Annotated in this window: 22 protein-coding genes and 3 pseudogenes; 15 read left to right on the top strand and 10 right to left on the bottom strand. The window is 60.4% G+C overall.

The genetic code is table 11. The features are described from left to right. A pseudogene (locus AC1DTN_RS29910) lies at nt 1–202 on the top strand (IS110 family transposase); the annotation flags it as partial. 257 nt (nt 203–459) lie between these two features. Here AC1DTN_RS29910 and AC1DTN_RS29905 read toward each other — a convergent pair. Continuing rightward, the gene (locus tag AC1DTN_RS29905; protein ID WP_477923833.1) at nt 460–861 is read right to left on the bottom strand and encodes a hypothetical protein; all 402 of its coding nucleotides are present in this window, start codon (nt 859–861) and stop codon (nt 460–462) included. Nucleotides 862–987: 126 nt separating this feature from the next. Here AC1DTN_RS29905 and AC1DTN_RS29900 point away from each other — a divergent pair. After that, nucleotides 988–1,772: pseudogene (locus tag AC1DTN_RS29900) on the top strand (LysR family transcriptional regulator). Nucleotides 1,773–1,810: 38 nt separating this feature from the next. Here AC1DTN_RS29900 and AC1DTN_RS29895 read toward each other — a convergent pair. Next, nucleotides 1,811–3,145 (bottom strand): MFS transporter, encoded by a 1,335-nt coding sequence (locus AC1DTN_RS29895; protein WP_477923840.1) that lies wholly within the window; start codon nt 3,143–3,145, stop codon nt 1,811–1,813. A gap of 179 nt (nt 3,146–3,324) precedes the next feature. Here AC1DTN_RS29895 and AC1DTN_RS29890 point away from each other — a divergent pair, with 179 nt between their 5' ends. From AC1DTN_RS29890 to AC1DTN_RS29880, 3 genes are all read left to right on the top strand, one after another. Beyond that, entirely contained in the window at nt 3,325–4,224 is a 900-nt protein-coding gene (locus AC1DTN_RS29890) for a LysR family transcriptional regulator (RefSeq protein WP_477923832.1), read from the top strand. Between the two features lie 230 nt (nt 4,225–4,454). Further along, a complete protein-coding gene (locus AC1DTN_RS29885; protein ID WP_442205600.1) occupies nt 4,455–4,850 on the top strand; it encodes a hypothetical protein in 396 nt (131 codons plus the stop codon). A gap of 47 nt (nt 4,851–4,897) precedes the next feature. Next, nucleotides 4,898–5,794: an AraC family transcriptional regulator gene (locus AC1DTN_RS29880; protein ID WP_477923831.1), complete on the top strand. Its 897-nt coding sequence runs from the start codon at nt 4,898–4,900 to the stop codon at nt 5,792–5,794. 35 nt (nt 5,795–5,829) lie between these two features. Here AC1DTN_RS29880 and AC1DTN_RS29875 read toward each other — a convergent pair whose 3' ends face one another. Further along, nucleotides 5,830–6,621 carry a metallophosphoesterase gene (locus AC1DTN_RS29875; protein ID WP_477923829.1) on the bottom strand — a complete coding sequence of 264 codons (792 nt, stop codon included), beginning with the start codon at nt 6,619–6,621 and terminating at the stop codon, nt 5,830–5,832. Nucleotides 6,622–6,885: 264 nt separating this feature from the next. On the opposite strand from AC1DTN_RS29875, the gene AC1DTN_RS29870 reads away from it, so the two are divergent. Then, on the top strand, nt 6,886–7,521 hold the full coding sequence (locus AC1DTN_RS29870) for a glutathione S-transferase family protein (RefSeq protein WP_477923828.1): 636 nt from the start codon (nt 6,886–6,888) through the stop codon (nt 7,519–7,521). A gap of 181 nt (nt 7,522–7,702) precedes the next feature. Here AC1DTN_RS29870 and AC1DTN_RS29865 read toward each other — a convergent pair whose 3' ends face one another. Together AC1DTN_RS29865 and AC1DTN_RS29860 are read right to left on the bottom strand one after the other, a co-directional pair. After that, entirely contained in the window at nt 7,703–8,539 is an 837-nt protein-coding gene (locus tag AC1DTN_RS29865) for a CPBP family intramembrane glutamic endopeptidase (protein ID WP_477923826.1), read from the bottom strand. Nucleotides 8,540–8,971: 432 nt separating this feature from the next. Next, nucleotides 8,972–10,099, bottom strand: coding sequence for an alpha/beta hydrolase (locus AC1DTN_RS29860; RefSeq protein ID WP_477923825.1), 1,128 nt, complete (start codon nt 10,097–10,099; stop codon nt 8,972–8,974). Between the two features lie 880 nt (nt 10,100–10,979). Between AC1DTN_RS29860 and AC1DTN_RS29855 the strand changes: the two genes are divergently transcribed. Then, nucleotides 10,980–12,599, top strand: a complete 1,620-nt coding sequence (locus AC1DTN_RS29855; RefSeq protein ID WP_477923824.1) for a DUF1254 domain-containing protein — start codon at nt 10,980–10,982, stop codon at nt 12,597–12,599. Between the two features lie 130 nt (nt 12,600–12,729). Further along, entirely contained in the window at nt 12,730–14,112 is a 1,383-nt protein-coding gene (locus tag AC1DTN_RS29850; protein WP_477923839.1) for a DUF1254 domain-containing protein, read from the top strand. A gap of 98 nt (nt 14,113–14,210) precedes the next feature. On the opposite strand, the pseudogene AC1DTN_RS29845 reads toward AC1DTN_RS29850, so the two are convergent. Next, a pseudogene (locus AC1DTN_RS29845) lies at nt 14,211–14,309 on the bottom strand (ArgP/LysG family DNA-binding transcriptional regulator); the annotation flags it as partial. 78 nt (nt 14,310–14,387) lie between these two features. Between AC1DTN_RS29845 and AC1DTN_RS29840 the strand changes: the two are divergent. Together AC1DTN_RS29840 and AC1DTN_RS29835 are read left to right on the top strand one after the other, a co-directional pair. After that, on the top strand, nt 14,388–14,888 hold the full coding sequence (locus AC1DTN_RS29840; protein ID WP_310388455.1) for a GFA family protein: 501 nt from the start codon (nt 14,388–14,390) through the stop codon (nt 14,886–14,888). Nucleotides 14,889–15,217: 329 nt separating this feature from the next. Beyond that, a complete protein-coding gene (locus AC1DTN_RS29835; RefSeq protein WP_477923823.1) occupies nt 15,218–16,327 on the top strand; it encodes a sulfite oxidase in 1,110 nt (369 codons plus the stop codon). Nucleotides 16,328–16,393: 66 nt separating this feature from the next. On the opposite strand, the gene AC1DTN_RS29830 is transcribed toward AC1DTN_RS29835, so the two are convergent. Continuing rightward, nucleotides 16,394–17,290 carry a LysR family transcriptional regulator ArgP gene (locus AC1DTN_RS29830; protein WP_477923822.1) on the bottom strand — a complete coding sequence of 299 codons (897 nt, stop codon included), beginning with the start codon at nt 17,288–17,290 and terminating at the stop codon, nt 16,394–16,396. A 100-nt stretch (nt 17,291–17,390) separates the two neighbouring features. On the opposite strand from AC1DTN_RS29830, the gene AC1DTN_RS29825 reads away from it, so the two are divergent. Genes AC1DTN_RS29825 through AC1DTN_RS29815 form a run of 3 tightly spaced genes read left to right on the top strand, consistent with a single transcriptional unit; the run spans nt 17,391 to nt 19,595 of the window. After that, on the top strand, nt 17,391–17,999 hold the full coding sequence (locus AC1DTN_RS29825; RefSeq protein ID WP_477923821.1) for a LysE/ArgO family amino acid transporter: 609 nt from the start codon (nt 17,391–17,393) through the stop codon (nt 17,997–17,999). Between the two features lie 43 nt (nt 18,000–18,042). Then, nucleotides 18,043–18,678, top strand: a complete 636-nt coding sequence (locus AC1DTN_RS29820; protein ID WP_477923820.1) for a LysE family translocator — start codon at nt 18,043–18,045, stop codon at nt 18,676–18,678. Nucleotides 18,679–18,692: 14 nt separating this feature from the next. Beyond that, complete coding sequence (locus tag AC1DTN_RS29815) at nt 18,693–19,595, top strand: dihydrodipicolinate synthase family protein (protein ID WP_477923818.1); 903 nt, start codon at nt 18,693–18,695, stop codon at nt 19,593–19,595. A 112-nt stretch (nt 19,596–19,707) separates the two neighbouring features. On the opposite strand, the gene AC1DTN_RS29810 is transcribed toward AC1DTN_RS29815, so the two are convergent. After that, nucleotides 19,708–20,868, bottom strand: a complete 1,161-nt coding sequence (locus AC1DTN_RS29810; protein ID WP_477923816.1) for a hypothetical protein — start codon at nt 20,866–20,868, stop codon at nt 19,708–19,710. Nucleotides 20,869–21,042: 174 nt separating this feature from the next. Between AC1DTN_RS29810 and AC1DTN_RS29805 the strand changes: the two genes are divergently transcribed. Continuing rightward, entirely contained in the window at nt 21,043–21,378 is a 336-nt protein-coding gene (locus tag AC1DTN_RS29805; protein WP_477923815.1) for a hypothetical protein, read from the top strand. A gap of 192 nt (nt 21,379–21,570) precedes the next feature. Here the strand turns inward: AC1DTN_RS29805 and AC1DTN_RS29800 are convergent, their stop codons facing one another. After that, the gene (locus AC1DTN_RS29800; protein WP_477923838.1) at nt 21,571–22,596 is read right to left on the bottom strand and encodes an AraC family transcriptional regulator; all 1,026 of its coding nucleotides are present in this window, start codon (nt 22,594–22,596) and stop codon (nt 21,571–21,573) included. Nucleotides 22,597–22,765: 169 nt separating this feature from the next. Here AC1DTN_RS29800 and AC1DTN_RS29795 point away from each other — a divergent pair, with 169 nt between their 5' ends. Beyond that, nucleotides 22,766–23,536: an alpha/beta fold hydrolase gene (locus tag AC1DTN_RS29795; protein ID WP_477923813.1), complete on the top strand. Its 771-nt coding sequence runs from the start codon at nt 22,766–22,768 to the stop codon at nt 23,534–23,536. 208 nt (nt 23,537–23,744) lie between these two features. Here the strand turns inward: AC1DTN_RS29795 and AC1DTN_RS29790 are convergent, their stop codons facing one another. Further along, nucleotides 23,745–26,786, bottom strand: coding sequence for an efflux RND transporter permease subunit (locus tag AC1DTN_RS29790; protein WP_477923812.1), 3,042 nt, complete (start codon nt 26,784–26,786; stop codon nt 23,745–23,747). Nucleotides 26,787–26,795 lie beyond the last annotated feature (9 nt).

The raw sequence follows: 26,795 nt of genomic DNA, 5'->3' as shown, positions 1-26,795 counted from the left end.
AGGTGGGCGAAAGCGGGTGCGCGACGCGCTCTACATGGCGGCTTTCGTTGCACATAGGTTGAATACACCATTCGCCAGAACGGCTCAGACCATGGCTGCCAAGGGCAAGCCCTTCAAAGTCATGATCATCGCCATCGCGCGAAAAATCCTCGCCACCGCAAACGCTCTGATAAGGGACAAAACGATGTTCAATCCAACCTGACAAACACAGTTGCCAGTCTGCCCAAGTCCTTGGGCAGGAGAGACTTTTTTCTTTTGAGGCGTATGAGTCATTCGCCGCGCAGACGCTCGGCGGCTGGATTCCTGTGACAAGCACAGGAATGAGGGAGGTGGGGGTATCGCTCCCCTATGCCCCACGCCCGAGTGCCGCCGATTGCTGCAGAGTGATTGCATGGCCGAGCGGATCGGCGTGGCGATGGGCAAGCCGCCACTCTCCGCCCTCGCGCCGGTAGACGAGCGTTACGCGCAGCGCCCAGTCCTGCGCGGGCAGCGGCCGACTTCGACATGGGCGCGCTCGATGACGGCAAGCACGATCATGTCGGTGCCGGCATAGGTTTCGATGACTTCCTGTTTCAGCGTGCCGTTCCTGAAGAACTGCCGCATGCCATCCCAGGTCTTTTCGGTGAAGCCGGCCTCCCGCGATGGCGTGCCGCCGAAGGGCGACATCAGCGTGAAGTCCTGCGTGCGCGGCACAAGCGCCCGGTAGGTATCGACATCGCCGCGCATCAGCGCGGCATTGGCCTCTTCCGATATCCGGGCGAGATTTGCTGCCGGCATATCGGCGTTGCTGTCACCGACATCGGCAAGGGAGGCAAGGCCGGCGGTGCCGGCAACGAGAAGGGATCGTCGAGACGGTGACATGATATTTTCCTTTGCTAGCTTGGTCCTTTGCTAGCCTGGAGTTCGGAAGCGCGGCTGCGGAGCCGCCTGCATGCTTCAGAAATGCCAGTTTGCCGGTGCTGAAGCCAATGATATGATTTCAGCGATATGCTGAATGAAACTGATCTCTCGCGCGCCGATCTCAATCTCCTCGTGCTTTTCGAAGCCGTTATCGAGGAGGGCCATGTCGGCCGCGCCGCCGACCGGCTGAATATCTCAGCGTCAGCCGTCAGCCACGGGCTTGGACGCCTGCGGCGGATGCTCAATGATCCGCTGTTCGTAAGGACGCCCAGAGGCGTGGTGGCGACGTCGCGCGCGATGGAGCTTGCCGCGCCGGTTGCCGAGATCCTTGCCAGGGTGCGAAGCGTGATTGCGACCGCCGAGCCCTTCGATCCGGCAAGGTCGAGCCGCCGGTTCACGCTGGGGGCGCCGGATGGCGCATTCCGCCGCGCTTTCATTGCCTGACGCTCTACGAAGAGGATTTCGTCATTGCCATGCGCGCCGGTCATCCCTTCGCTCAGGAATCGACGCTCGACCGTTATATCGGGATGCGCCATCTCGTCGTTTCGCTTGGTGGTGATCCGCACGGCTTCGTCGACACGGCGCTTGAACAGCGGGGCTTGAACAGGCGGATGGCGCTGACGGTGCCGAATTTCATGTTCGCGCTCGCCATCGCCGGCGAGAGCGACATGCTTGCTGCCGTCCCCCGTCGCTTCGCCGCACTCTACGCGCCGCGCTTCGGCCTGGTGACGGTGGATGCGCCTTTGCCGCTGCCGCGTTTCCGGCTGAGTGCCGTTGCCCCGCGCGCCGCGATGATGGATGCCGGCCTGAGCTGGCTGTTTGGGATGCTGCTATCGGCGTGTGAGGTCGGGCGTTCTGCGGGATCGGTCTGACCAGGAACGAATGAATGCTTTCGGCCCCTGGCGAACGCTCATCGACTGCTCCCTCCAGATTGTCCCGCCAGTTCGTAGCGGGCGCGGCTCAGGCTGACCAGGCTGGCAATTGCCGCGCAGCCAGCCGACAGGACGACCGCAAACTCGAGCGCGGCGGAGAGCGGCAATGTCGCGAAGATGAGCGACATGAAGATTCCGCCCAGGGTCTGGCCGAGAAGCCGTGCGGTGCCCTGCATGGCACCTGCCGCGCCGCTTCTGGATTTCGGAGCCGAGAGAAGCAGAATGCGGTTGTTCGGCGTCTGGAACAGGCCGAAACCCAGGCCGGCAATCACCGTGCCGACCAGAAACGCAATGCCTCTCGGATCGGGTGGGCAGAGAGCTGCCACAAGGAGGCCGACACCCAGCAGTGCGCCGCCTGTCGCGCAAAGCCATGCGGTCTTGACGCGGTTTGCCAGACGTCCCGAAAAAGGCGCGATGATCGCGGTCGCAACCGGCCAGGGCATCATGTAGAGACCGGCCAGAACCGGAGACATGTGCAACCTGTGCTGGAGATAGAAGGGTAGCGCGATGTAGCTCAGCATCTGGCCGCAGAAGCAGGATACCGAGGCGATGACCGCCACGCGGAATGCAGGTGCCGCCAGGAGATCGGTCGGAATGATCGGGGCGTCGCTGTTGCGTTCCAGGCGCAGCAATATGACAAGGCAAGCTACCGAGGCGGCAATGAGGACCGCGCCACTTGCCGGCGCAGTCGCTATCCGGTCGGTGCCGCAGAAGAAGAGGATGAACATCGATGTGTTGGCCAGCAAGGCCTTGGTGTTCAGCTTTCGGTTCGTGCCCTGCATCTTGCCCAGCAGACCGCCGCTGAGAAGTACAATGATGCCGAGCGGTATGTTGACCGCAAAGAGCCAGGGCCAGGTCGTGACGGAAAGAATGGCGCCGGCAATGCCTGGACCGGCAGCGGAAGAAATTGCGATGACCATGGCATTGATTCCGATGATCGGACCCAGCATGTGCTGCGGCAAGGCTGAGCGCAGGTTCATCATGGCAAGCGCCATGATCGCGCCCGCGCCAAGCCCCTGCGCGAAACGGGCAAGGATCAGCAAGGAGAGGTCACCGGCGAAGGCGCAGGCAGCCGAAGCCGCGGTGAACAGCGCGACGCCGATCAGGAAGACCCGCCGCGCGCCATAGATTTCCCCGAGTGCGCCACACGGAAGAAGGGCGACCAGCACGGCCAACTGATAGGCTGAGACGACCCATACGGTGCTGCCCGCTTCCACGTGCAGCGAGAGCGCGATCGAGGGCAAGGCAACGTTGGCAATGGCGCCGTCCAGAACGACAAGAACAGCTGAGAGAAGGATGAGTGCGATGGCCATGTACTGTCGAGGCGATGCCGGGCCATCCTGAGAAATCGGTACGGTGGAGGCGAGGGACATTGAGAAACTCCCAATCGTTATCGGATGGACGACTAGTTAGGCCTTGCCGACTGCGAGCGCCAGACGCAACGAAATCAAACAACAGTTGCATGAAACGCCATGCGTGAGTAAATGGAGTCATGCCCGATCTCGACCTCAACCTCCTGGTGGCACTGGATGCGCTGTTGCGCGAGAAAAGCGTATCGGCCGCCGCGCGTCGGCTTGGCCTCAGTACATCAGCCATGAGCCGGACGCTGTCACGCTTGAGGACTGCGCTCGGCGATCCGATCCTTGTGCCGGCCGGGCGCGGCATGGTCGCAACGCCCCATGCCCTGGCGATTGCCGAAGACGTGCATTCGTTGAAAGAAGCTGTGAAAGCGGTGCTCAGTCCGCCGTCGACCGTGGAAATCCGCGAGGTGCGCCGCGATTTCACCATCCGTGCCAATGAGGCGTTCGTGCTTATTTTTGCCGCGGGCCTGAGCGCTGCTGTGGCGAACGCGGCACCAGGGATAAGGCTTCGGTTTGCGCCGCGATCGGACAAGGACGTTCAATCCTTGAGAGACGCGGCCGTGGATCTGGATATCGGCGTCCTGCCGACGGAGAGCGGGGAACTGCGTTGCCAGACCCTTTTCGAAGACCGGTATGTGGGTCTTGCAAGGACAGGACACCCGATTTTCGATGCAGATCCGATCACGGTCGAGAGCTATGCCGCCTGGGGCCACGTACTTTTCTCACCGCACGCGGATTTTGCCGGTCCGGTCGACAGGGCGCTCGCCGAACTCGGCGTCTACCGCGATGTCAGACTGATCGTGCCAAGCTTTCCAGCGGTGATCGCAGTTGCGGCGGCATCCGATTTGATCGGCGCGATTCCGAATTCTTATCGCAAATCCGCCGCAACAAGCCAGATCAGGACGTTTGACCTGCCGGTAGCCGTGCCGGGATTCGACATCGTCCAGGCGTGGCACCCGCGGATGGATGCAGATCCCGTTCATCGTTGGCTGAGAGCGCTGATCTTTGAGACGTTCAAGTCAATGAACTGAGTGCGCATTCGATAATTGGAGAAGGCCGGGTATCTGCGCAAGGCAGACGCTGTCAGTCGCCATGTGCGCCTTGCTCTCCACGGCCTCATGCGTCCGGGCAAGCTTCACCCATCGCACTTGCCCAAAACTTGGCCGATCCCCGGCATTTGTTGGCAGCTTCGCGAAATCCGGCTCCCGCCCGGAATGCTAGTCTCGCCTCACTTGCTTCCATTTCGAAAAGGCCGCTGCCCATGCTTCTGGATCGTTCCCGTCTCCCCGTCGTCTTCATCCGCACCAACGCTGACGCCGAGACCTCCATCAATGATCAGATCGAAGCCCTGCTGGAGGAGCGGCGGCCGTTCGTGCTGGTCACGGATCACGCGCCTGACGATCACGAGGAGGAGACGCAGGAGGAGCGCAAGGAGCGAGCGCTGTTTTTCAAGAGGATCAAGGACCGGATGAGGGCCTATTGCCGGGGCATGATCGTCATCGATTGCGGCAGGCCGACGTCGGCCGCGATCAAGATTGCGGCGGCGACTGCCGGAAAGGCTTTTGGTTTTGCGATCGTCTTTGCGGCAAACGAAGACGAGGCGGAGCGCAAGGGGCGGAGCCTGCTCGGCAGCAGGGACGATGCGTGGTTACTCTGATCTCCGGCTTCTGTGATAGAGGCTAAGTTTGCCCATGAGGATCGGCAATGGATATTCCAGACACGTTTGACCCCGCCGCGATCGACGAGATGTCGAGTTTCGTCGGCGAGACGGTGCCGCATCGCCACGGCAAGGCGCAGCTGCTTTACGTGATGAGCGGCGTGCTGACGATGAGGGCGGCCGGCGGTGTCTGGACGGTGCCGCCGAATTGCGCGCTATGGATTCCGGGCGGCACTTCCCATAGCGGGCGTGCCTGCGGCCGTATCAAGATCGGCAATCTCTATGTCGACGCGAAACTGACCGGTGACCTGAAGGACGAATGCGGCATTCTCTTCGTCCAGCCTTTCCTGCGCGAGCTGATTTTTCGCCTGGAGCCGCGCCCGGATAGTCCCGAGATGGAGCCCGAACGGCTTCACCGTCTGGTCGGCGTGCTTCTCGATGAGCTGAGGGCAGCACCGCTCGAGCCGATCCATCTGCCGATGCCCACCGATCGCAGGCTGCAGCGGCTCGCCGAAGCGATGGTCGCCGAACCTGGCCTGCGGTTCACCATAGACGAATGGGGTGCGCGGGTCGGAGCAAGCAACCGGACGCTCAGCCGCCTGTTCCAGCGGGAAACGGGAATGTCCTTCCTGCGCTGGCGACAGCAGCTGCATATCGGCGTCGCCCTTCAGCGCCTGGCGGCGGGGCAGCTCGTGACCGTCATTGCCGGCGATCTCGGCTATGAAAGCGTCAGCGCCTTCATTGCCATGTTCCGCCGCATGCTCGGAACGACGCCGACGCGCTATTTCAGTGATCAATTGCTGGCGAGCCCGCACAGGCTGGAAATCACGGCGGATTGGCGCGCGGAAGCGGACGAAGGCGATGGCCGGAATGAAGAGAAGGCCCGGGATCCTGCGAAGGGTTCCACGTCCAATCTGGTGCCGTTCAGACGAGAGCCGAATTGATCCCGTTCAGCCCGTCCTTGTTGCTCTGCCCAATCCTAGAAAAGCATATCCGCATCATGAGACCGGTTGAGGGGCCGGCCTTCCTGAAAACGGCACGGACCGGGGCGGACTTCCGTTGCCTGCAGCACCGCCACATCGCCGGATGGGCTGATGTGGAGGGCAGACAGGATATTCGTCGCGAAGGCACCGGTATCGATGGCAATCCGGTTCGGGAAGATCTCGACGCGTTCGCTTGCGGTAATCGTGTGCCCATGGACGACGATCTTGCCGAATGAGGTGCTGGCATTCAGGAATTCGCCGCGAATCCACATCAGCGTATGGGCATCCTGCTCGGCCAGGGGAATGCCGGGTTTCAGGCCGGCATGGACGAGGATGTGGTGGTCGAGTTCGACATAGCGCTCCGCCGCGCGCAGGCATTGCAGGCGCTCGTCTCCAAACCTGCCGCGGATCTCGTCTGCGGTGATGGCTGCCTCAAGGGGCAGGCCGTAGGACAGCATCGTCTCGCTGCCTCCGAGGTCTTGCCAGTGGTTCACGAGATCTGCCTGAACGGCCGGGTCCGTCTCGTCGAGGATCTGGAGAGGGAGGGCGTCGTGGTTGCCGCGTATCAGCTTCGAGCCCGGTCTGTCGCGCAGCGTGCGGATGACGAGATCCATCGCTTTGCGGCTCTCCGGCCCACGGTCCATGATGTCGCCGAGGAAGACGATCCGGTAGTCGATCGTCTCGTCGCGCGCCTTGCCGGCAATGCCTGACAGCATCTCCTCCAGCAGGTCGGCACGCCCGTGGACATCGCCGATGGCGAATGTGTGAAGAGAAGCGTTTCCGGTCATCGATGGCTCCCTTGTCGCACTCGGTATGACATTGTTTATGAGCTGCGCCCAGCCCCCAACTGAAATGTGGAATCCAACTCGATACTGCCGGAGAATCCCCTGCGGTGTGGGGGTATATTGGGCGATTTATCTTGATGGAGATATTTTCGTGAAGCAGTCTGCGCACTCATTCGTCGCGTAACGCTGATTTTTACGACGTCGCGGAATTCATCTGTAAAACTGTTGCTTTCATTGGGACTTTCACCGCATTCATTCGAGGATCAGATGCTATACACTCTACATGCCGCACCGGGTTCATGCTCTTTCGCGCCTCACATCGTACTGGAGGAAATCGGCGAACCCTACTCACTTGCTTTGATGTCTCCGGGGCATCCAGAAACTAAAACTGATCAATTCCGCCGACTAAACCCGAAAGGCCGCATTCCCGTCCTCACCGCTGACAATTTTATCCTGACGGAAGCGCCGGCAATCCTCGTCCATCTCGGGCTAACCAACCCTGGTGCCAAGCTCTTGAGCACTGACCCGGAAGCAATTGTTCGATCGATCGAATGGTTTAACTGGCTGTCAGGCACGGTGCATGCCGTCGCTGTTCGAATGGTTTGGCGACCGGACTATTTCACCGACGATGGCGAGTATGATTCGTTGATCGCCAAGGGCAAGCAGCATCTTTCTTCAGCCTTCGCGCTTATCGAAAGCAGACTGAACGAGCGTCTCTGGGCCGTGGGAGACCACTATTCCGTGGTCGATCCATATCTGCTGGTGTTCTATCGATGGGGAAATCGGATGCACATGGACATGCAGAATAGCTATCCAGCGTGGACCAGACATGCCCGCCGTCTTGAAGACAGACCGGCCGTTCAAAACGCGCTTTCTCAGGAAGGTATCTCACTATGGGAATGAGGTACCTTCCCGGAACTTGTTTGTCGCGCGTCGCCTGACTTTCGCGATAAAATCGTGATCGCCGATTTATAGGGGAAGTCTGTCGCAAAAGTCAGAACTTCGCGAGGGATATTTGCGGTGGTAGCAAATTCCACCAGCGCCTCCGGAAGGTGAAGAGGGGCCGGAATGCGCCAGGAACGGACTACGCTCCAGGTTGATTTCCGGGGCGCGTGGGTATTGGTTTGCGGGTAAGCGTCGGCCCATAGAGGATAACAACGACCAGCGCAGTCACACACCACGTCGCGACCAGCAGCATGATGTGGCGTTCGCTGTCGATCGCATTCAGGCCGAGATTACCGGTGATGACCAGGCCGTCTGCGGCGTGGGCGATCAAGGTGATGAGCACGCTGCCCTTGGCGTTGTTGAAGAGCCAGCCGAACACGATCGTGAAGGCGAAGGTCCCAAACAGCGCATAAGATGGCAGCATGTCGAGGAGGACCAGCGGCACGTGCCAGATGACAACCAGCACGCCGAGGATGGCGTTCGCGACGAGCGGCAAGTGCCGTTCCTGCAGACGCGGGAGGGCGAAGCCACGCCAGCCGAGTTCTTCCTGCATCGGTCCGTCGAGGGGATTGACGAGGCGAATGGCGAACATCATCAGAATGGTAGGCGCTGAAGCGATCAACGCCGCCGTGGGGTTCGGCCCGCCGAAGACCATGTTCAGATAAGCGGGCGTCACGCCGATCACCGGTGCCGTGAGCAGAGCGACCGCAATCCATCCCCAGCCCACCCGCCAGATGGTGAACTTCTTAAGGAGCGCGACGACGCCGGGCTTGCCTCCGGTGATCGCGGTCACGATCAGAGCCGCGTAAAGCGGACCGGGCACCATGAGGAGGAAAGGCAAGGCGAACGCGCCGGAGAGGAGCGTGCCGGCATAGATCCGCTCCGGCAGGGTCCAGCCGAGCCAGGTCAGGATGTAAGCGATGGCGAAAAACGCAATGAGCGGGTAGCGGCTGATAAGCTGGCGGATGGAGGTCATGTCGGTTCCTCTGCGGCAGCACTCGGAATTAACGGCCCAGCCGCAGAAAGCGATGTCGACCAGTTGGTGGAGCGCGGCGTGGCTCTCGGTGCAGAGCGAATGGAAGTTTACCAGCACCCGACCAATCCGCAGCATCAATCTCAGATCAGCCCCCGCATAGGCACTGCATGATCCATACCGACCCGCCAATCAGAGGGGATCGATCGATCCTCACACAGCCTTGGCGGTCGCCGGCTTTTGATCGTTGTGGATCTCTGTTGGGTGGGACCATCCACACGGGGCCAAAGCGTAATGTCCGCGTTGGGCCACGAGCGGCCCCCAGCCTTCGACACGGCCGCTAGTGGCTGGCGGGTTGGGGAGGGGTTTTTGACCGGGCAGAAGCTCCGCCAGAACGCCGGCTGCAGGTTCAAAACCCCGCCGAATTGATCCCGTTCACCCGCTTCTTCCAGCCCTCTTGACGATCCGCCACCTGGATTGCCCGATTGCCTGGCGATTGGCGATCTTTTCGGGCGGGGTGCCGGTGAGGACCGCCTTTATGTCGTCGCGCATCTGCGGGAAGACGCGGTAATATTGGTGGTTCTCCGGCTCTGAGAGCTCGAGGATGGCGCTGACGTCGACCGCCGATACCTTGTCGCTGATCGTGCCCATATTGTCGGGGCCGTCTGCGCCGAGGCGCGGTCCGTTGAATTTTGTGCCGCTGCTGAGCGTGCTGAGAATCCAGTCCTTCTCGGAATAATAGACGGTGATCGACCGGCAGATCCGCGGCAGGAACTTGAATTTCTGGGGATCGTCGAAGGCATCGGCATCCTCGTCGGCGGCCGCCAGGATCACCTTGTCGAAATAGCGGCGCAGGGGGGATGACGATGTGCCATCGAGCGAGGTCATGGCATTGACGGTCGAGAGCATCGCGGAGGGCGGTTCGGGCAGTTTCATCAGCGCCTGTAGCGCGTTTCGCATCACATAATTGCCCATGCTGTGGCAGATCAGGTGAATGGCCTGGTTGCAGCGCTCTTCCTCGCTGAGCTTGTCGACGAAATCGCTGAGGCGACGCAGGGTTCGGGCGATCGCGATGCCCGATGCCGCCGCGGTCCTGCGGTCATGGGCGTAATCGCCAAACGGTGTGGGTATGGGCAGGAGCGAAGCAATCGACGGCCAGGAGAAAACGAACATGTTGACGTCGAGCCCGTAGAAGGCGCTCAGCCAACCGGCGCGCTCGATGGAATCGACGAAACTGTTGCTGAAGCCATGGATGAAGGCGATCGTCGGCTTGTCATCGGCCTTCATCGAGGCGCGGATAGCATCGAAGATCGTGTCGCTGCCGAGCGTCGGCGCCTCTCCTTCGGCGAAGAGAAGCTGCTGGTTGGCGACGGCGAGCGAGCCCGGCACGAGCACGTTCGTCTTCCTCGACAGATTGACGTTGACCTTGGCGCTGCCGTAGCGGACATCGATGCCGCTGGTCGGGCCGAGTTCGGAACCGAAGCCAATAATCCGCTGATGCTGCGGATCTGTTGGATCGAGGAGCGGCTGACGATTGGTTGCGAAGTAAACCGTCTGAATCATGATCCTCTCCGCCTCCAGATGGCGAGACCGCCTCAGAGATCGCTGCCGACAGGGTAATTCATGCGTCCGCTCCCGTTGCACGATAGCAAGCGGACAGTAAATCCCGCTAGGCCAAGCGTATTGATTGCGTCAGGCCAGATGGATTTTGCAATTTCCAAGTTTTACGTGAATATTTCCTCAAGAATTAGCTAATACAATTTAGTGGCGATTGCAACAGGAATCGGGTTCTCCCAGTCCGTTCGAGAATTCACGAGGGTCCGGTTGATCGATGCGAGAGCCGTTCAACGACCCACCGGGAGGCTGGAAAATATTCTCCAGGTGCCCGCGCAATCAGCCAATACTGATCGGTCGTCAACCCTCCGTGGGAGCGTCCGGTGCAATGCCGCTCATCGCGCCCGATATATGAGCCGTGTTCGTATGCGCGGACTGGATGAGGTAGCAGGCGCCGGCCTGTCGTAACATTCTCCACCTTTGGTGACTTGAGGTCATGCTTAGCGAAAGATGGCTTACATATTCGCTAATGTTGCCGTTACGCACTTGTAGTGTTGGTGATATTATGTGCCGCTAATATTCTTAAGGCGGTTGCAGGCGTCTATCAGTTTTACGCGATCTGAGAGGCCAGCGTTGCCCTCTCTCAGTAATCGAGCCGTTCCGCGATCCTATAGTTCGCCCAATACATTCAACATCAGCACCATGGGGGATCGAGTTATGCCAGCCACTATACGAAGACTCTTTGCCTCCGGAATTGCCCTGTTGCCAACGTTCCGTTTCGGCGCGGCGTGAGCCCAGGACGCCACACCCGAGGAAGGCAAGGGAGCCTGCGATGGCGTCCCGAAGAAATGAGACCGACATTGTGTCGGCAAAGTGAGGAGTATATCCAATGGCTAAGAGACACAGCGGGCTATCCGGACTGGTGGTTTCGCTCGCCACGTCCACTTTCCTCGCAGGCACGATTGCAGCCACCGCCCATGAGGCCATCTCGCCGGCAATCTCCACGCCGGACAAAGTCGAGACGCGCATCGGCACGCTCGACTTCAAGGATGGCATGCCGAGCAAGGAGACCATCGCCAAGGTCTATGACAATCTGGACTTCATGCACGCCTTCGAGGCGTTCGTGAACACCTTTCAGGGGGTCAGCATACACGCTCTCCACAAGGGCTTTCTGAGCATCGGGGTCAAGGACAACGACGTCCTCATCTTTTCCGAGCTGATGGACGCCAAGTCGCTGTACCTGACTGCCAATGCCGACACCGTCTATTACATGGGCATGCTTGACCTGACCAAGGGTCCGGTCGTGCTCGAGGTGCCACCCAAGGCGCTTGGCGCCATCGATGACTACTGGTTTCGCTGGGTCATCGACATCGGGCTGCCTGGGGCTGATCGCGGCGAGGGCGGGAAATACCTCATTCTGCCGCCCGGCTACGATGGTCCGCTGCCCGATGGATTCACTATCGCCCGCGCCCGGACCAGCATCGTCGTATGGTTCGCTCGCTCATTCCTGGAGAACAACGATCCCAAGCCCGTTGCCGAAACGGTCAGAAAATTCACCAAGGTCTATCCATACGAGGCCGGCGGCGTCGGCACCCCCATCGCCGACTTTCTGAGCGGCAAGGCTAAGCTCGGAAAAGTCACGCCACCGCCGCCGACCGTGTTCCACGAAGGTACCGGCAAGGTATTCAGCACGATCCCACCCAACGACTTCAGCTACTACGAGATGCTCAATGAGGTCGTGCAGCAGGAGCCCGCAGGGTCGCTCGACCCCGAGCTGATGGGCCCGGTCGCGGCCATCGGCATCATCAAGGGCAAACCGTTCGCACCGGATGCGCGGATGAAGAAGATTCTTACCGAAGCGCTGGCGCTCGCCAATGCCACTTCGCGCACCCTGTTTATGGCTCCTCGCGCGGCGGACTGGTTCTACTACCCCGGTTCGGGATGGGTGAATCAACTGTTTGTCAGCGGCTACGAATTCGAGACGCCGATTCCGGAAATCACGGCGGATGGTGCCAAGCCCTTTCCGCCCACAGGGTACCGGTTGCTGGACTCGCGAACGTCCTTCTTCTACGGCGTGACCGGGATTACGCCTGGAATGGCCATGCGCGTACCCGGCATTGGCTCGCAGTACCTGTGGACGATGGTCGATGCAAACAAAGACCCCTTCGATGGCGCCAGGACCTACAAGGTGACGCTGCCGAAGGACATCCCACAGGCGAATTTCTGGTCGTTCACGCTTTATGACAACATGTCGCGCTCGATGCTCGACACGCCGCAACGTTTTCCGCGCGCGGGCAGCCAGAGCTTCCCGTCACCGGCCGCGGAAGCGGGCGCCGACGGCACGACGACGGTCTACTTCGGCCCGACCCAGCCGCAAGGCGTGAAGCGGGGCAACTGGATCCAGACCATGCCCGGCAAGGGCTTTATCCCCATGCTGCGGCTCTACAGCCCGCTCGAACCGTTCTTCACGAAGGAATGGCGGCCGAGTGAAGTCGAACTGGTCCAGTAGGGAAAGCAGATGGGCGCGGCCCTGAAGCCGAAACAGCGTCGCGAGACTGGGAACTGACTGGCGATTTCAAACGCCGGGCGAGCGGCCCACGCGCAGACAACGGAGGAGAATCCCCATGTTACGATCAGCAATGACAGCCTTGGCCGTTGCCGTTGGTCTGGCTTCAGCCTCTACCGGCGTCCAGGCCCAAGACGCCACGCCTGAGGAAACCCGAGCCATAGCCAGGGAGGCCTATATCTACGGCTTCCCGATGGTCGACAGCTACCGCATCCAGCATGCCTACTTCGTCGACTCCAAGAATCCCGAATACAAGGGGCCGTGGAACCAGATCGTCAACACCCCTCGTGTCTATACGCCGGCCGACACGGCGATACAGACGCCCAACTCCGATACACCCTATTCCTGGCTCGGCCTCGATTTGCGCGCCGAGCCGATGGTCGTCACGATGCCAATGATCGAGAAGGATCGCTATTTCGCCGTCCAGCTCATCGATTGGTACACCTTCAACTTCGACTACATCGGCAGCCGCGCGACCGGCAATGATGGCGGCAGCTTCCTCATCGCCGGGCCAGGCTGGAAAGGCGAAACGCCCAAAGGCGTGAACAAGGTGTTCCGCTCGGAGACCGAGTTTGTTTTCGCGGCCTATCGCACGCAGCTTTTCAGCCCCGATGACATCGACAATGTCAAGAAAGTCCAGGCCGGCTATAAGGCAGAGCCGCTATCGGCGTTCCTCGGCCAGCCCGCGCCGGCCGCCACGCCGGCGGTCGATTTCATCAAGCCGCTGACGCTGGACGAGGAGAGGAAGTCGCTCGAATTCTTCAACATCTTGAACTTCATCCTGCAGTTCTGCCCGACGGTACCTTCCGAGACCGACCTGATGGCGCGTTTCGCCAAAATCGGGATCGGCGCAGGAAAGACCTTCGACGCGAGCAAGCTCACACCTGAAATGACCGCGGCATTCGAGCAAGGCAGAGCCGACGCTTGGGCGGACTTCGACAATTTGCGGAAGCAAGTCGACGCGGGGAAGGTGACCTCCGGCGACGTGTTTGGCACGCGTGCCTATCTGAAGAACAATTACCTTTACCGAATGGTGGCGACCATCGGCATTTACGGAAATTCGAAGCAGGAAGCGATCTATCCGGTTTATGCCGTCGATGCCGCGGGTCAGAGGCTCGACGGCGCCAACCGGTACACTGTCCATTTCACGCCGGGCGGGCTGCCGCCGGTCAACGCATTCTGGTCGATGACGATGTATGATCTGCCTCAGAGCCTGCTCGTCGCCAATCCGATCAACCGCTACCTGATCAACTCGCCGATGTTGCCGCAGCTCGTGAAGGACGCCGATGGCGGCCTGACGCTCTATTTCCAGAACGAGTCGCCCGGCAAGGACAAGGAGCCTAACTGGCTGCCTGCGCCCAAAGGCCCGTTTGTCGTTTACATGCGCCTCTACTGGCCGAAGGAGGCGGCGCTCGACGGCTCCTGGACGCAGCCGCCGATGACGAAGACCCAGTGAGGGGGGCAGGCGCCGCGGCGCGGCAATCGCGTTCGCGGTGCATGAACTCGAAGCCTTCCGCCGAGCACGTGATAACGTTGGCCGAATAGTTGGGCCTGTTACACCAGCGATCGCCTCGCCATCTCGATTACCTTCTGAGTCAGGGCTGCAAGCCGGTTGATCTGCCAGTAGAGCACGACATCGAGCGGCGTGATCGGGTCCATTCTTCTGCTGGACGATCAAATGACGAAAACCTAAAAGAAATTAAGCCCAACCCGCCTCTTGAAGGAGAAAAAATGAAACGCATCGAGATGGAGGTGAGCGGCGGCTGCCAGTGCGGTGCCGTGCGCTACCATGCAACCGCTATGCTCGACAATTCGCATCTCTGCCATTGCCGCATGTGCCAGAAAGCCTCTGGCAACATCTTTGCCGCGCTTGTCGCCGCGCCCGATGATGCACTCACCTGGACACGCGGCAAGCCTGATGTCTGGAAGAGCTCGGAGCTTGTCGAGCGCGGCTTCTGCGCCAATTGCGGCACGCCATTGTTTTTCCACCACCTCGAAAACGGTCGCACCAACCTGATGATCGGTTCGCTTGACGATCCGCACGCCTTCTCGCCGCGTGCCAATACCTGCACCGAGAACATGGTGAAATGGTTCGATACGATCACCGGCATAGAAAATACCGGTGCGACCGAAAACAACGGCGCCGACTGGGCCGCGGCAATCAAGGAGAGCAGCAACCAGCACCCCGATCACGATACCACCGCATGGGTGGTGAGGGGGCGTGATGGCTGAGGCCTATTCCGGCGGCTGCCAGTGCGGCGCTGTCCGTTGCCGCTATTCAGGCTGAGCGCGGTTTGATGATAGATGGCGGGCTGGGCCGGCTGTTGGCATTCTGCTCCGGCATGAGAAGTCTGGCGTTCTGGTGGACTGGTCTGACTTGGAGCGAATGACTGCTTTCGGCCCTTTGCTGCCGTTCGAGGTCGATCCGAGAAACGTACGGTATGTGCTAGAATGCGGCCCGAAGGCGGAATGCGACAGACGCACTGCGAGGGGCGGTGTGATCGAACCGGTATTCGCGCGATCGAGAGCCGACGTTGTGCTCTTAAGGAGAGACGAGGACGATGCCGACACCACAGCAACCCAGTCTAATAGTTCGACAGAAATCCCCAGAGAATATCGAGTTTCCGTTTGCGTCGCTCTCCGATTGGCTGATCCCAACCGAGCTGTTTTTCGTGCGAAACCATTTCCCGTCGCCGGACCTCGATGCGCGAGACTGGAGATTGCGGGTTGGCGGGGCGGTGGAGCGGCCGATCGAACTTGACCTCGACAGCATCAAGGCGATGCGGAGCACGACTTTCACCGCCGTCGTCGAGTGCGCGGGGAACGGGCGCGTTTACTATGAGCCGCCGAAGGAGGGATTGCAGTGGCAGAATGGAGCCGTCGGCAATGCTGCCTGGACAGGTGTTCTTCTGCGCGAGATTTTGGAAATGGCGGGCGTTAAGCGAACCGCACGTGAGGTTCTGCTCGCAGGCGCCGACAGCGGCGTCGTCGACACGAACAAGAAAACGGCTTCTCCCGGCCCCATCGCTTTTGCGCGCAGTTTGCCGCTTGAGAAGGCCATCGCTGATAGCACGATCCTTGCCTATTCGATGAACGAGCAGCCGTTGACGCGCGATCACGGCTACCCGCTACGCGCGGTCGTGGGTGGCTGGTTCGGCATGGCTTGGGTCAAGTGGATCACTGATATCACTGTTGTGGAGCAACCGTTCCTTGGCTACTGGCAGGCGCGCGACTATTTCCGTTGGGAGCGCAGCCTCGGGGAACCCAGGCTGGTCCCCCTTGCGGAGATGGAGGTCAAAGCGCAGATCGCGCGTCCCGTACAGGGGGCGCGTCTCATCGTCGGCCAACCGTACCGGATTTTCGGAGCCGCCTGGAGCGGAGAGGCTCCTATCCGGCAGGTGCAGGTCTGTACCGGGGATGGCAGGGGCTGGCGCGAGGGAAGGCTTCTCGAGACAGAACGTCCCTTTGCATGGCGCTTGTGGGAGTACATTTGGACCCCTGAAGACGTGGGGCGATATATACTGCGATGTCGCGCGATCGATGGGGCCGGGTGCGTGCAGCCCGACCTCCAGCGTTCCGACTGCGAGAGCTACGTGGCCAATTGGATCATTCCGGTGGAGGTCACGGTCGTTCCCGAGCCACAGACGTACGAGGAGGAATTCGTGATCTAATCACCGCATGGGGCGGAATGGCGGCTTTTGGCGCAAAGCAGACGCCGTTGTACCCACACGTCACCCTCACACCAGCGATCGCCTCGCCACATCGATCACTTTCTGCGTCAGGCCCGCAAGCCGGTCTGCGGCAAGCCGGCTGATCTGCCAGTAGAGCACGACATCAAGCGGTGTGTCGGGGATAAGCTCGACGAGCCGGCCGGCTTTGATGTGGTCCTCAGTCAGCTGGATCGGGCTCATGCCCCAGCCCATGCCGAGCAGGCTGGCATCGAGAAAGCCCTGTGTGGCCGGCAGCCAGTGCGTCGGCACGTTGACGTCGGTCGCCAGCGTGCGGCGGATCCATTGCGCCTGCAGGCGGTCCTTCTGGTTGAAGGTGAAGGAAGGGGCGCGGGCAAGCGCTTCCGGGGTGACGCCATCAGGGAAATAGCGATGGACGAATTCGGGGCTTGCGGTTGCTTGGTAGCGCAGCGCGCCGAGCGAGTAGCGACGGCAGCCGGAGACCGGCTTTTCCATGCTTGTGACGGCGGCGATGACGCGGCCGCGCTCCAGCCATTCGGCCGTGTGGTCCTGATCTTCGATGGAAATGTTCAGGAGGTAGTTCGAGCTTTTCGAGAAATCCGCCATCGCCTCGAGGAACCACGTGCCGAGGCTGTCGGCACTGGTGGCGATCCGCAGCGTGACGCGCTGTTCGGGACTGTCGCGGTCGCTCAGCGCCGGCAGATGTTCGAGCAATTCGCTTTCCAGCATGCCGACATTTTCCATGTGCCGGCAGAGCCAGTCGCCTTTTTCCGTCGCCGTGCATGGCGTTTCACGCACGACGAGGGCGGCACCCAGCCGCTCTTCCAGCTGCTTGATGCGCTGCGAGACGGCCGATGGCGTGACGTTCAGGACGGCGGCGGCCTTTTCGAAACTGCCGGTCTGGACCACGGCAAGCAGCACGCGAAGGGCAGGATAATCGATCATGGGTAAGCTGCGCTTAATTGACGTAAGGATGATTAATTAGCTTAATGTGGCCGATCCGTCTATCGAGCGTCTCAACAACGCGACGGAAACCTCTGATATCATGAACTTTACGACTTATTTCACCGGCCTGGCCGCCGGCCTCAGCCTGATCGTGGCGATCGGCGCGCAGAATGCCTTCATTCTGCGCCAAGGGCTGCGCAATGAATATGTGTTTGCCGTCTGCCTTGCCTGTGCTCTATCAGATGCGATCCTGATCGTCGTCGGCGTCACCAGCCTGGCGCAGGTGGTGAACCTCATGCCCTGGCTCGATCCGGTCATGCGCTATGGCGGGGCGGCATTCCTCATCTGGTATGGGGCGAAAAGCCTCTATTCGGCAGTGTGGTCTTCGGGCGCATTACAGGTTTCAAACGGGGCGGGGGCAAGCTTCGGCAAGACCATGGCCATGTGCCTGGCGCTCACCTGGCTCAATCCGCATGTCTATCTCGATACGGTGATCCTGCTCGGTACGATCTCGACGCGTTTTGCCGGCCATCAGGCAGCCTTTGCCGCGGGGGCCGTGACGGGCTCCTTCCTGTTCTTTTTTTCGCTGGGATATGGTGCGGCCTGGCTTCGCCCCATCTTTTCACGGCCGGTTTCCTGGCGCATTCTCGAAACCATCATCGCTTGCGTGATGTGGCTGATCGCGTTCAAGCTCCTGAACGGCATGTGACGGCTGCATACGCCCCAAGCGCATTCGAATTTGGGAAATCAGAATGTCAGTCGACCCGCATCATCTCGCCCTCGTCTTCACCGCCTATATCATCGCCGCCGCAAGCCCAGGCCCCAGCAATATGCGCATCATGGGTGTCGCCATGCATCAAGGGCGCCAGTCGGCGCTGATGATTGCCGCTGGTGTGGTCAGCGGCTCGCTCTTCTGGGGCTCGATGGCGGCGACCGGCGTTTCCGCCATTCTGGCGCAATATGCGCAGGCACTGATCATCCTGAAGATAGCAGGCGGTTTGTACCTGCTGTTTCTCGCGTACAAGGCCGGCAAATCTGCCATGACCTCTGACGAGAAGAAGGGCAGGCCGCTCGATGCCATCAGGCCGGCTTCGGGCTTCAGCCTCTATCGCCGCGGGTTGCTGATGCATCTGACCAACCCGAAGGCGCTGCTCGGCTGGATCGCGACCATGACGCTCGGCCTCGGACCGGGTGCCACGCCGACGACGGTCGCCGTCATCCTTGCGGGCTGCGCTATTCTCAGCATCACGATCTTCTGCGGTTATGCGCTGGTCTTCTCCACCGCGCCGATGATCCGCATGTATCGCCATGCGCGCCGTTGGATCGAGGGCACGCTGGCGCTCGTCTTCGGGGCGGCCGGCATGAAGCTCCTGCTGTCGCGCGCATAAAGAGGACGTTCCCGATGCCGCTTTTTCACGGTCTTTCCGCCTTTCCGATCACGCCAGCTGATGCCTCCGGCATCGTCGATACCGGCGCGCTCGCCACCTTGCTTGCCCGCATTCAGGCCGCGGGTGCCGATTCCATCGGGTTGCTCGGCAGCACCGGCGGTTACGCCTTCCTGTCGCGCGATCAGCGACGCCGGGCGGTGGAAACGGCGATGTCTGCTGTCGGCGGCAAGATCCCCGTCATCGTCGGCGTCGGAGCGCTTCGCACAGATGAGGCGCAGGCCCTGGCTGATGATGCACGGGCGCTCGGGGCGGATGGCCTGCTGCTGGCGCCGGTCTCCTATACGCCGCTCACCGATGACGAGGTCTACGAGCATTTTGCAGCCGTGGCCGATGTCGGGCAGTTGCCGCTCTGCATCTACAACAATCCGGGCATGACGAAATTCACCTTCAGCGTCGAGCTGATCGCCCGGCTTTCCAGGCTTGGGACCGTCAAGGCGGTGAAGATGCCGCTGCCCGCCAATGGCGATTTCGCAGCCGAGATTAAGAGTCTCCGCGCGGTGACGTCTGACGGTTTCGCGGTCGGCTATAGCGGCGACTGGGGTGCTGCGGATGCGTTGCTGGCGGGCGCCGATGGCTGGTACGGCGTGGTTGCGGGCCTGCTGCCCGCCGAGGCGCTGAAGCTGACGAGGGCTGCGCAGGCGGGCGAGGCGGCAGAGACTGCGCGCATCAACGATGCCTTCGCGCCGCTCTGGGCGCTGTTTAAGGAATTCGGCAGTTTCCGCGTCATGTACACCATTGCCGATCTCCTCGGCCTCGGCCGGTTTTCGCCGCCACGCCCGGTGCTCGGCCTTCCGGAGCAGGCGCGCGGGCGGGTGCGCGAGGCGCTTGAGAGCCTTGGCTCCGCAGTCGGCCGCTAGTGCGGCTGCAGCCAGCCCGATCGCGTCCTTTGAGCGGAAGTCGAACGGCGACTTACACTAAAGAAGGCGTGTTGAGCGTGAGGGTGGTTAAGTAAACCTGGCACTCGACAGATCAGTCGCTGACGGTGAATCCCCATGATGACGGATCGATCAATTCCGGCGGCGGAATCATCTCCTTGAGGTCGACGGGGCGACGCTTGACCTCGACGGCGGTATAGTTTTCACCGAGACCCACCCACGAGCTGAACTCGACTTTCAGCGCCACACCATCCGGCGTCAGACATTCGCTCCTGCCCGCATCAGCTAGGTGCGTTGTTTCGAACCAGGCACAGGACTCTCCAAGGTAACGACCGCTCTTTTTTAAGTCGGTCGGACCGATCTCAATACCGATAAGGTTACTTGATGGCCGAAAATCAATCGATGAGCGACGAGCCTCGAAATGACGCTCGTTTTTGGAATAACCGACAGTCAATCTTTGATCGTCGAGCATGTTCCAGACCAAAAACACCACCCTTCCATCGCTGCCGCGCTCTTCTTCAAATCGCCAGGGATAGTGCCTGAGCACTCTTTTCTCCGACCGGTCGCCGATCATTCTCGCTTCAAAATCGGGAAGATTTGCAGGTCTATTCGGATAATTCCTGAGCGGCTTCAGCCAGAATGCAGGATCGACGAGCCGCTTGGGAGGTCTGATTTCCGATTCCGCGACAGGTGTTCGTTCCAGTTTGATCAGTTGCGTTTCGCCGTAAGGCTCCTTGCGCTTTATCAACCCCTTTGTGGCAACTTCAATACCATCACGTGATAGGCAGCTGTAGGCGAAGGGTCCGAAAGTCCCCTTCAGCTCGGACTTGTCGATGACCTCCCACCATTTGCAAGCTTCACCGGCCGGGTGGATGGCAGTCCCAACTTCCTTCGTGTTCTTAACGCTGATGCCCCTACGTAGCGGCGCGACCTTTGTAATGGTCATATCAGTAACGTCTTCGTCGTCATGAGCCTTCCATGTCGACAACAAGACGCTATCGAAGAAGCTTCCATAGGAAACGCGTGTCCCGTGGCTCCAATGCTCTTCGACCCTTGTCCATCCATGATGATGAAGAACCGAGCGCAAATGTGTATTTGTGGGGCGATCGGCCTCTCGAACCGTCATCAGTGCCCTGTAATCGGGGACATCACGGCTGACGAAAAAAGGAATGTCATCGGCATTTCCCATGCCCGCTGCCAGCAACCCGATCCCTGCTGCAAGCGAGAACACACACGCCTTGACGCGTCTTTTCAAGATCGAACCTCACCAATGTTTAGAAGCAGGAGAGACTGCCGGATTTGAGCCTGCACTCTGCTTGACTCCCCGAAATATTCAATGTTTGTTCAAGCAAAAGTTGAGGATTTATAGTGCAAAAATATCTTTGCATATTCGATATTGGCAGCCGCGGCGATTTCACGTTCGAACTGCATGACGACGTCGGAATCCAAACGCGAATCCCACCCCGTAACAGCACGCAGCGGCGAAAAGAAACTGGTGTTTGAGAACGTTCAACTCAATGGCGGCTGCGAGTTTGTTGCGTACCCTGATATAGATATCGTGGAGCAGCCCAAGCACGGTCGCATCGACATTCTCCACCAGCTGGTTGTCGCCAATTCACACGGCAAAAAGATGAAATGCGATAAAGTCAAAGCGAACGGGGTCGCAGTCTATTACACATCGCAGTCAGGATACGTCGGCAGTGACAGCTTCATTCTGCGGAGCCCCGTCGAAGAGGGCGTGGCCAACGTGAAGGTCATCAAGTAGGAGGTTGCAATCAAGGTGCATCCCCTACGATGCCGAAGCCGTCATCGGAATGGATCGGCGCCGGAAATCGAAAACAATCGGCCGTAGTCGATTGCCCATCGCGCTTGAAACGCACCGCTACGAATGACCGCCGACCGCTTTTAGACTAGGGTCAGTACTCGTTAAATCGGAGCCGGAAGATGAGCCCTCAACCTAGCCGTCAGATTGAACGTGGCTCGGTTGCAGCTCCGGCGGAGTGGYCAGCCTGGCATGCACTGGAGCAATGCCGAACTGTGCTTTGAAGGCCCTGCTGAATGCCGCGTCGGAATCGTAGCCGACCTGTCGCGCCACATCACTAACCCTTGAATCGGCATGACGCAACATGCCGAGCGCAAGCGTCAGCCGCCACCGGCTCTGATAGGAAAGCGGCGCTTCCTTGACCAGCGCGGAGAAGCGTTCGGCAAAGCTCGAGCGCGACATGCCCGCCACATGCGCAAGCTCGACCACGCTCCAGCGCCGGAACGGCTCGTCGTGAATGGCTTTCAGGGCGCGGCTGATGCGCGGATCGGCCAGCGCCCCCAGCCAGCCGGTATCACCGGCCTTTTCCGTCTGCACCCAGCTGCGCAGGATGCGGATGACCAGCACGTCGATGAGCCGCGAGATCATGATCGACGAGCCGGGATGGACCTCCTGCGCCTCGACCATCATGAAATGGGCGAGACCCTCCGCCCACTTTGCCGTCTGGCCTCCCGCCTTCGGGATGTGGATCACGGCCGGGAGCGACGAGACGACCCAGGGCACGGACTCGTTCGCGAAATGAAAAGCTCCCGCGATAAGTTCGGTTCGGGTGCCATCGCCGCCGTGCCTCATGCTCAGCCGCTCGGTCGTGAACTGCTCGCCCATCAGTTGGCTCACCGCCGTCGCGGCTGAACCGCCGTCGTCGCTCAGGATATGCCCCACGCCGCGCGGTAGCATGACCAGATCACCGGTCACGGCGCGGACCGGTGGCCCGTCGGCAGCCAGAACTGTCAGCTCGCCCTCGAGAACGACGAAAAAATAGGCCGATCCGGGCTCGAAGCGCAACGCCCAAGGTTGTGTCAGCTCCGCCGCGAACACCAGCTCTCCCTCAAGCCTGATCAGTGTCAGCATCTGCGACAGGAGATCGATCCGGGCCGCAAGCATGCCCGCATTTCCGGACGATGGAGCATGACTTGCGGAGTTCGGGTCATGGCGTTTCATCGCTTCAAATCCTACGTTTTGGGTGTGTTCAGCGAATAAAATACTGAACATACAGAAGCCTATGAAAAATGATCGGATGGTTCTGTCAAAACTGCCGATGGCCAGCAATATTGCAGATTATCCGGACTGAAATCAACCCCGCAGCAAATGCAACTCAATGGTGCCTCAGATGAAAAACCTCATTTTCTCCGCCCTCATGCTGTCCACCGCCGTTTTCGGTGCTGCGCCGGCTTCCGCTCAGCCGACGCTTCCCGCCGGCGTCATCAAGAACATCGTGCTGGTTCACGGCGCCTTCGTCGACGAGACGAGCTGGAATGGCGTCGCCGCCATTCTGACGGCCAAGGGCTACAAGGTGACCGCCGTCAAGAATCCGCTGACCTCGCTTGCCGACGATGTCGCCGCCACGAATGCGGCACTCGATGCGCAGGACGGGCCGACCGTTCTCGTCGGTCATTCCTGGGCTGGCGTGGTGATCGGCGAAGCCGGCATCAATGCCAAAGTGTCGTCCCTGGTCTATGTCTCGGCCTTCGCGCCTGACAAGGGTGAAACGGTTTCGGCCCTGGCGGCAAGCGGACCGGCGACTGCGGGCGTCAAGGCCATTCGCGCCGATGGCAAGGGCTATCTGACCATCGACCCCGCAGTATTCCCAAGCGCCGTGGCAGGCGACTTGCCCAAGAACATCGGCGAGTATCTGGCCACCCATCAGATGCCGCTCAATCACACAGCCTTCGACGAGGTCACCAAGATTGCCGCATGGCACGTCAAGCCGAGCTGGTACGTTCTCAGTGCACAGGACCAACTCCTCGATCCGCACGCTCAGGCCTTCTTTGCCGAACGGATGAAGGCCAAGGTCACGACCGTCGATGGCAGCCATGCCTCGCTGGCGTCGCACGCCGAAGAGGTGGCTGCGGTCATCGAATCCGCTGCCGGCGCGAAATAGGTCCACCGCAATGCGACGCTATCGGCTACCGCGTGGTGACCGATAGCGTCGTCGGCGTCCCGGCAATGGCCGCATCGACCGCAAGATCGGTTCCCCTGGTGCGAAGGTCTTCAATCCCAATTAATAGGTCCTGAGCCTAGTCAGTTAGTGGGATAGTCAGTCAGTGGGACACGGCCCGCCCGGAATGATCCGGGCGGGCCTGATGTTGTCAGGCCTCGCGGGGTATTCGAAACCAGGCAACATACAGAGCGGGCAGGAAGAGCAGCGTCAGGACCGTGCCGACGACAATGCCGCCCATCATCGCGTAGGCCATCGGTCCCCAGAATATTTCCCTGGAGATCGGGATCAGTGCGAGCGTGGCTGCGGCCGCTGTCAGCATGATTGGACGCATTCGATGCTCCGTCGCTTCGATAACGGCTTGCCAGGGTGGCATGCCCTCGCTTCGAAGATGCTCTATCTGCACGACAAGGATGACGGAGTTGCGGATCAGAATGCCGATCAGCGCCAGGACGCCGAGGATTGCGACGAACCCCATGGGCGAATTGCTGAAGAGCAGCGCTGCAACAACGCCGATCAGCGCGGTGGGGGCAACGGCGAACACCAGGAAGAGCCTGCTGAAACTCTGCAGCTGGATCATCAGGATCGTCGCCATGATGAACAGCATCAGCGGTGCTACGGCCACGATCGGCCCCTGCGCTTTCGCACTTTCCTCGACCGAACCGCCGTCGACGATCCGATAGCCGCTCGGAAGGCCCTTGCGGAACTCATCGACTTTCGGCTGCAGTTCGGTGACGATCGTTGCCGGCTGGGTCGGTCCCACCACCGCGGCCTTGATGGTGATGGTCGGCGTGCGTGTGCGCCGCCATATCGTCGGCTGCTCCAGTTCGTAGTGGAAATTCGCAACGGCAGACAGCGGCACGGAATTGCCATTGGAGCCGGCAAGCTGAAGGTTCTGCAGAGTCTCGATCGAACCTCGCTCCGAGGTCTGGGCTCGGCCGATCACATCGACGAGATAGATGTCATCGCGGATCTGCGTGGCAGCCGATCCCTCGACGATGCTGTTGAGCGCCGTTGCAATATCCTGCGACGAGACACCGAGCTGGCGTGCCTTGTCCTGGAGCACATCGACCTTGACCACGCGCGATGGCTCGTTCCAGTCGAAGGTCATGTTGGACAGCAGCGGATGCGGGCCGACGATGCCGGCAAGCTGGTGGGCGATATCACGGACCTTCTGGATGTCGGGCCCGCTGACACGATATTGCACGGGCTTGCCGACCGGCGGGCCGATGTCGAGAAGCTTTACGAAGGCGTCGGTTCCGGGGAAGGTTTTCGTCAGATATGCCTGAAGCTCGCTTTTCACCTTGTCACGAACGTCGAGCCCCTTGGTGACGATCACCGTCTGGCCGAACGAGACGTCGGGGGTCTGCACATCATAGGACAGGATGAAGCGGGGAGCCCCTTGTCCGACATAGCTCGTCCAGTGATCGATATCCCCGTTGTTGGCCAGCATCTCGCTTTCGAACCTGGCCATCTGCCTGTTCGTCTCCGAAATGGAGCTGTTCTGCGGCAGGTTCCAGTCGACGATCAGTTCGGGCCGGTCGGAGGAGGGAAAGAACTGTTGCTGCACCAGGCTCATGCCGCCGATGGAGAGGGCAAACACCGCCACCGTCGCGCCGATGGTTATCCAGCGCCAGCGCAGGGCCAGGCCGAGGAGCCATGCGAAGATGCGTGCGAAACGGCCTTTCTGCTCATGATGCGATTTCATGGTCTTCGGAAGGATGGTCACGCCGAGCAAGGGTGTGAACAGGACCGCGACGACCCATGAAACCAGGAGCGATACGGCGATCACCACGAAAAGGGTGAACGTAAACTCGCCGGCAGCACTGGTATTGAGGCCGACGGGGATAAAGCCCGCGACCGTCACCAGCGTGCCTGTCAGCATCGGGAAGGCGGTCGAGGTGTAGACGTGTGTCGCCGCCTTTCGGAGATCATCACCCACCTCCAGGCGGGCCACCATCATCTCCACGGCAATCATTGCATCGTCGACCAGAAGGCCAAGGGCGATGATCAGTGCGCCCAGCGAAATGCGCTGCATCGAAATGCCGGTATAGGCCATGACGAGGAAGGTGATCGCCAGCACGAGCGGAATGGAGATGGCAACCACGAGTCCCGCCCGAACGCCGAGGCTGATGAAGCTGATCGCAAGCACGATGACGATCGCCTCGAACAGCGCACGCGTGAAGCCCGACACGGCCTCRTCCACGACGGCGGGCTGATCGGARACGCGTTCAACGTCTACGCCGATGGGAAGGTCGGCAGTGACCTGCTCGATCTCCTTGTCGAGCGCTTCACCGAATTCAAGCAGGTTTGCGCCGGTCTTCATGCCGATCGCGAGCCCGATCGCCGGCTGGCCGTTATAGCGGAACAATGCGGAGGGCGGATCGACGTAGCCGCGCTTGATCGTGGCGACATCGGTCAGCGGAAAGAAGCGGTCGTTGACACGAAGATTGATTGCCTTGAGGCTTTCCTCTGAAGTGAACTGGCCGCTGACCCGCAAGGCGATGCGCTCGGGACCGGCGTCGACGAAGCCCGACTGCGTCACGGCATTCTGCGCCTGCAGCGTCTCGATCACCGATTGCTGGTTAAGCCCGAGAGCTGCAATCTTTCGCGTGGAGAATTCGAGATAGATGGCCTCGTCCTGCGCGCCGATAATGTCTACCTTGCCGACATTGGGAACCGTCAGCACTTTTGCGCGCGCGTCCTCGACGAGATCGCGAAGCTGGCGCTGTGTCAGCCCGTCGCTCGTAAAGGCGTAGATATTGCCGAAGACATCGCCGAAACGATCGTTGAAAAACGGCCCGATAACGCCGCTCGGGAAATCTCCCTTGATGTCGCCGATCATGTTGCGTACGCGCATCCAGATGGCATTCACATCCTTGGCCTTGGTCGTCGGCAGCAATTCCACGAAGATCGTCGTCTGCCCGGCAACCGTCTCGCTGCGGGTGAAATCGAGCGATTCCAGTTCCTCGAGTTTCTTTTCGACGCGGTCGGTGACTTGCTTGGTCACTTCCTCGGCTGATGCACCAGGCCACTGCACCTGGATGATCATGGTCTTGATAGTGAAGTTGGGATCTTCCTCGCGGCCGAGACCGATATAGGAAAAGGCGCCGGCCAGAATGAAGACGATCATGAAGTACCAGACGAGTGAACGATGTTCGAGCGCCCAGTCGGACAGGTTAAATTTTTTCACGGGGATTTT

Source organism: Rhizobium sp. 01T444 (assembly GCF_056398305.1).
This window is presented reverse-complemented; position numbering and strand designations above follow the sequence as displayed.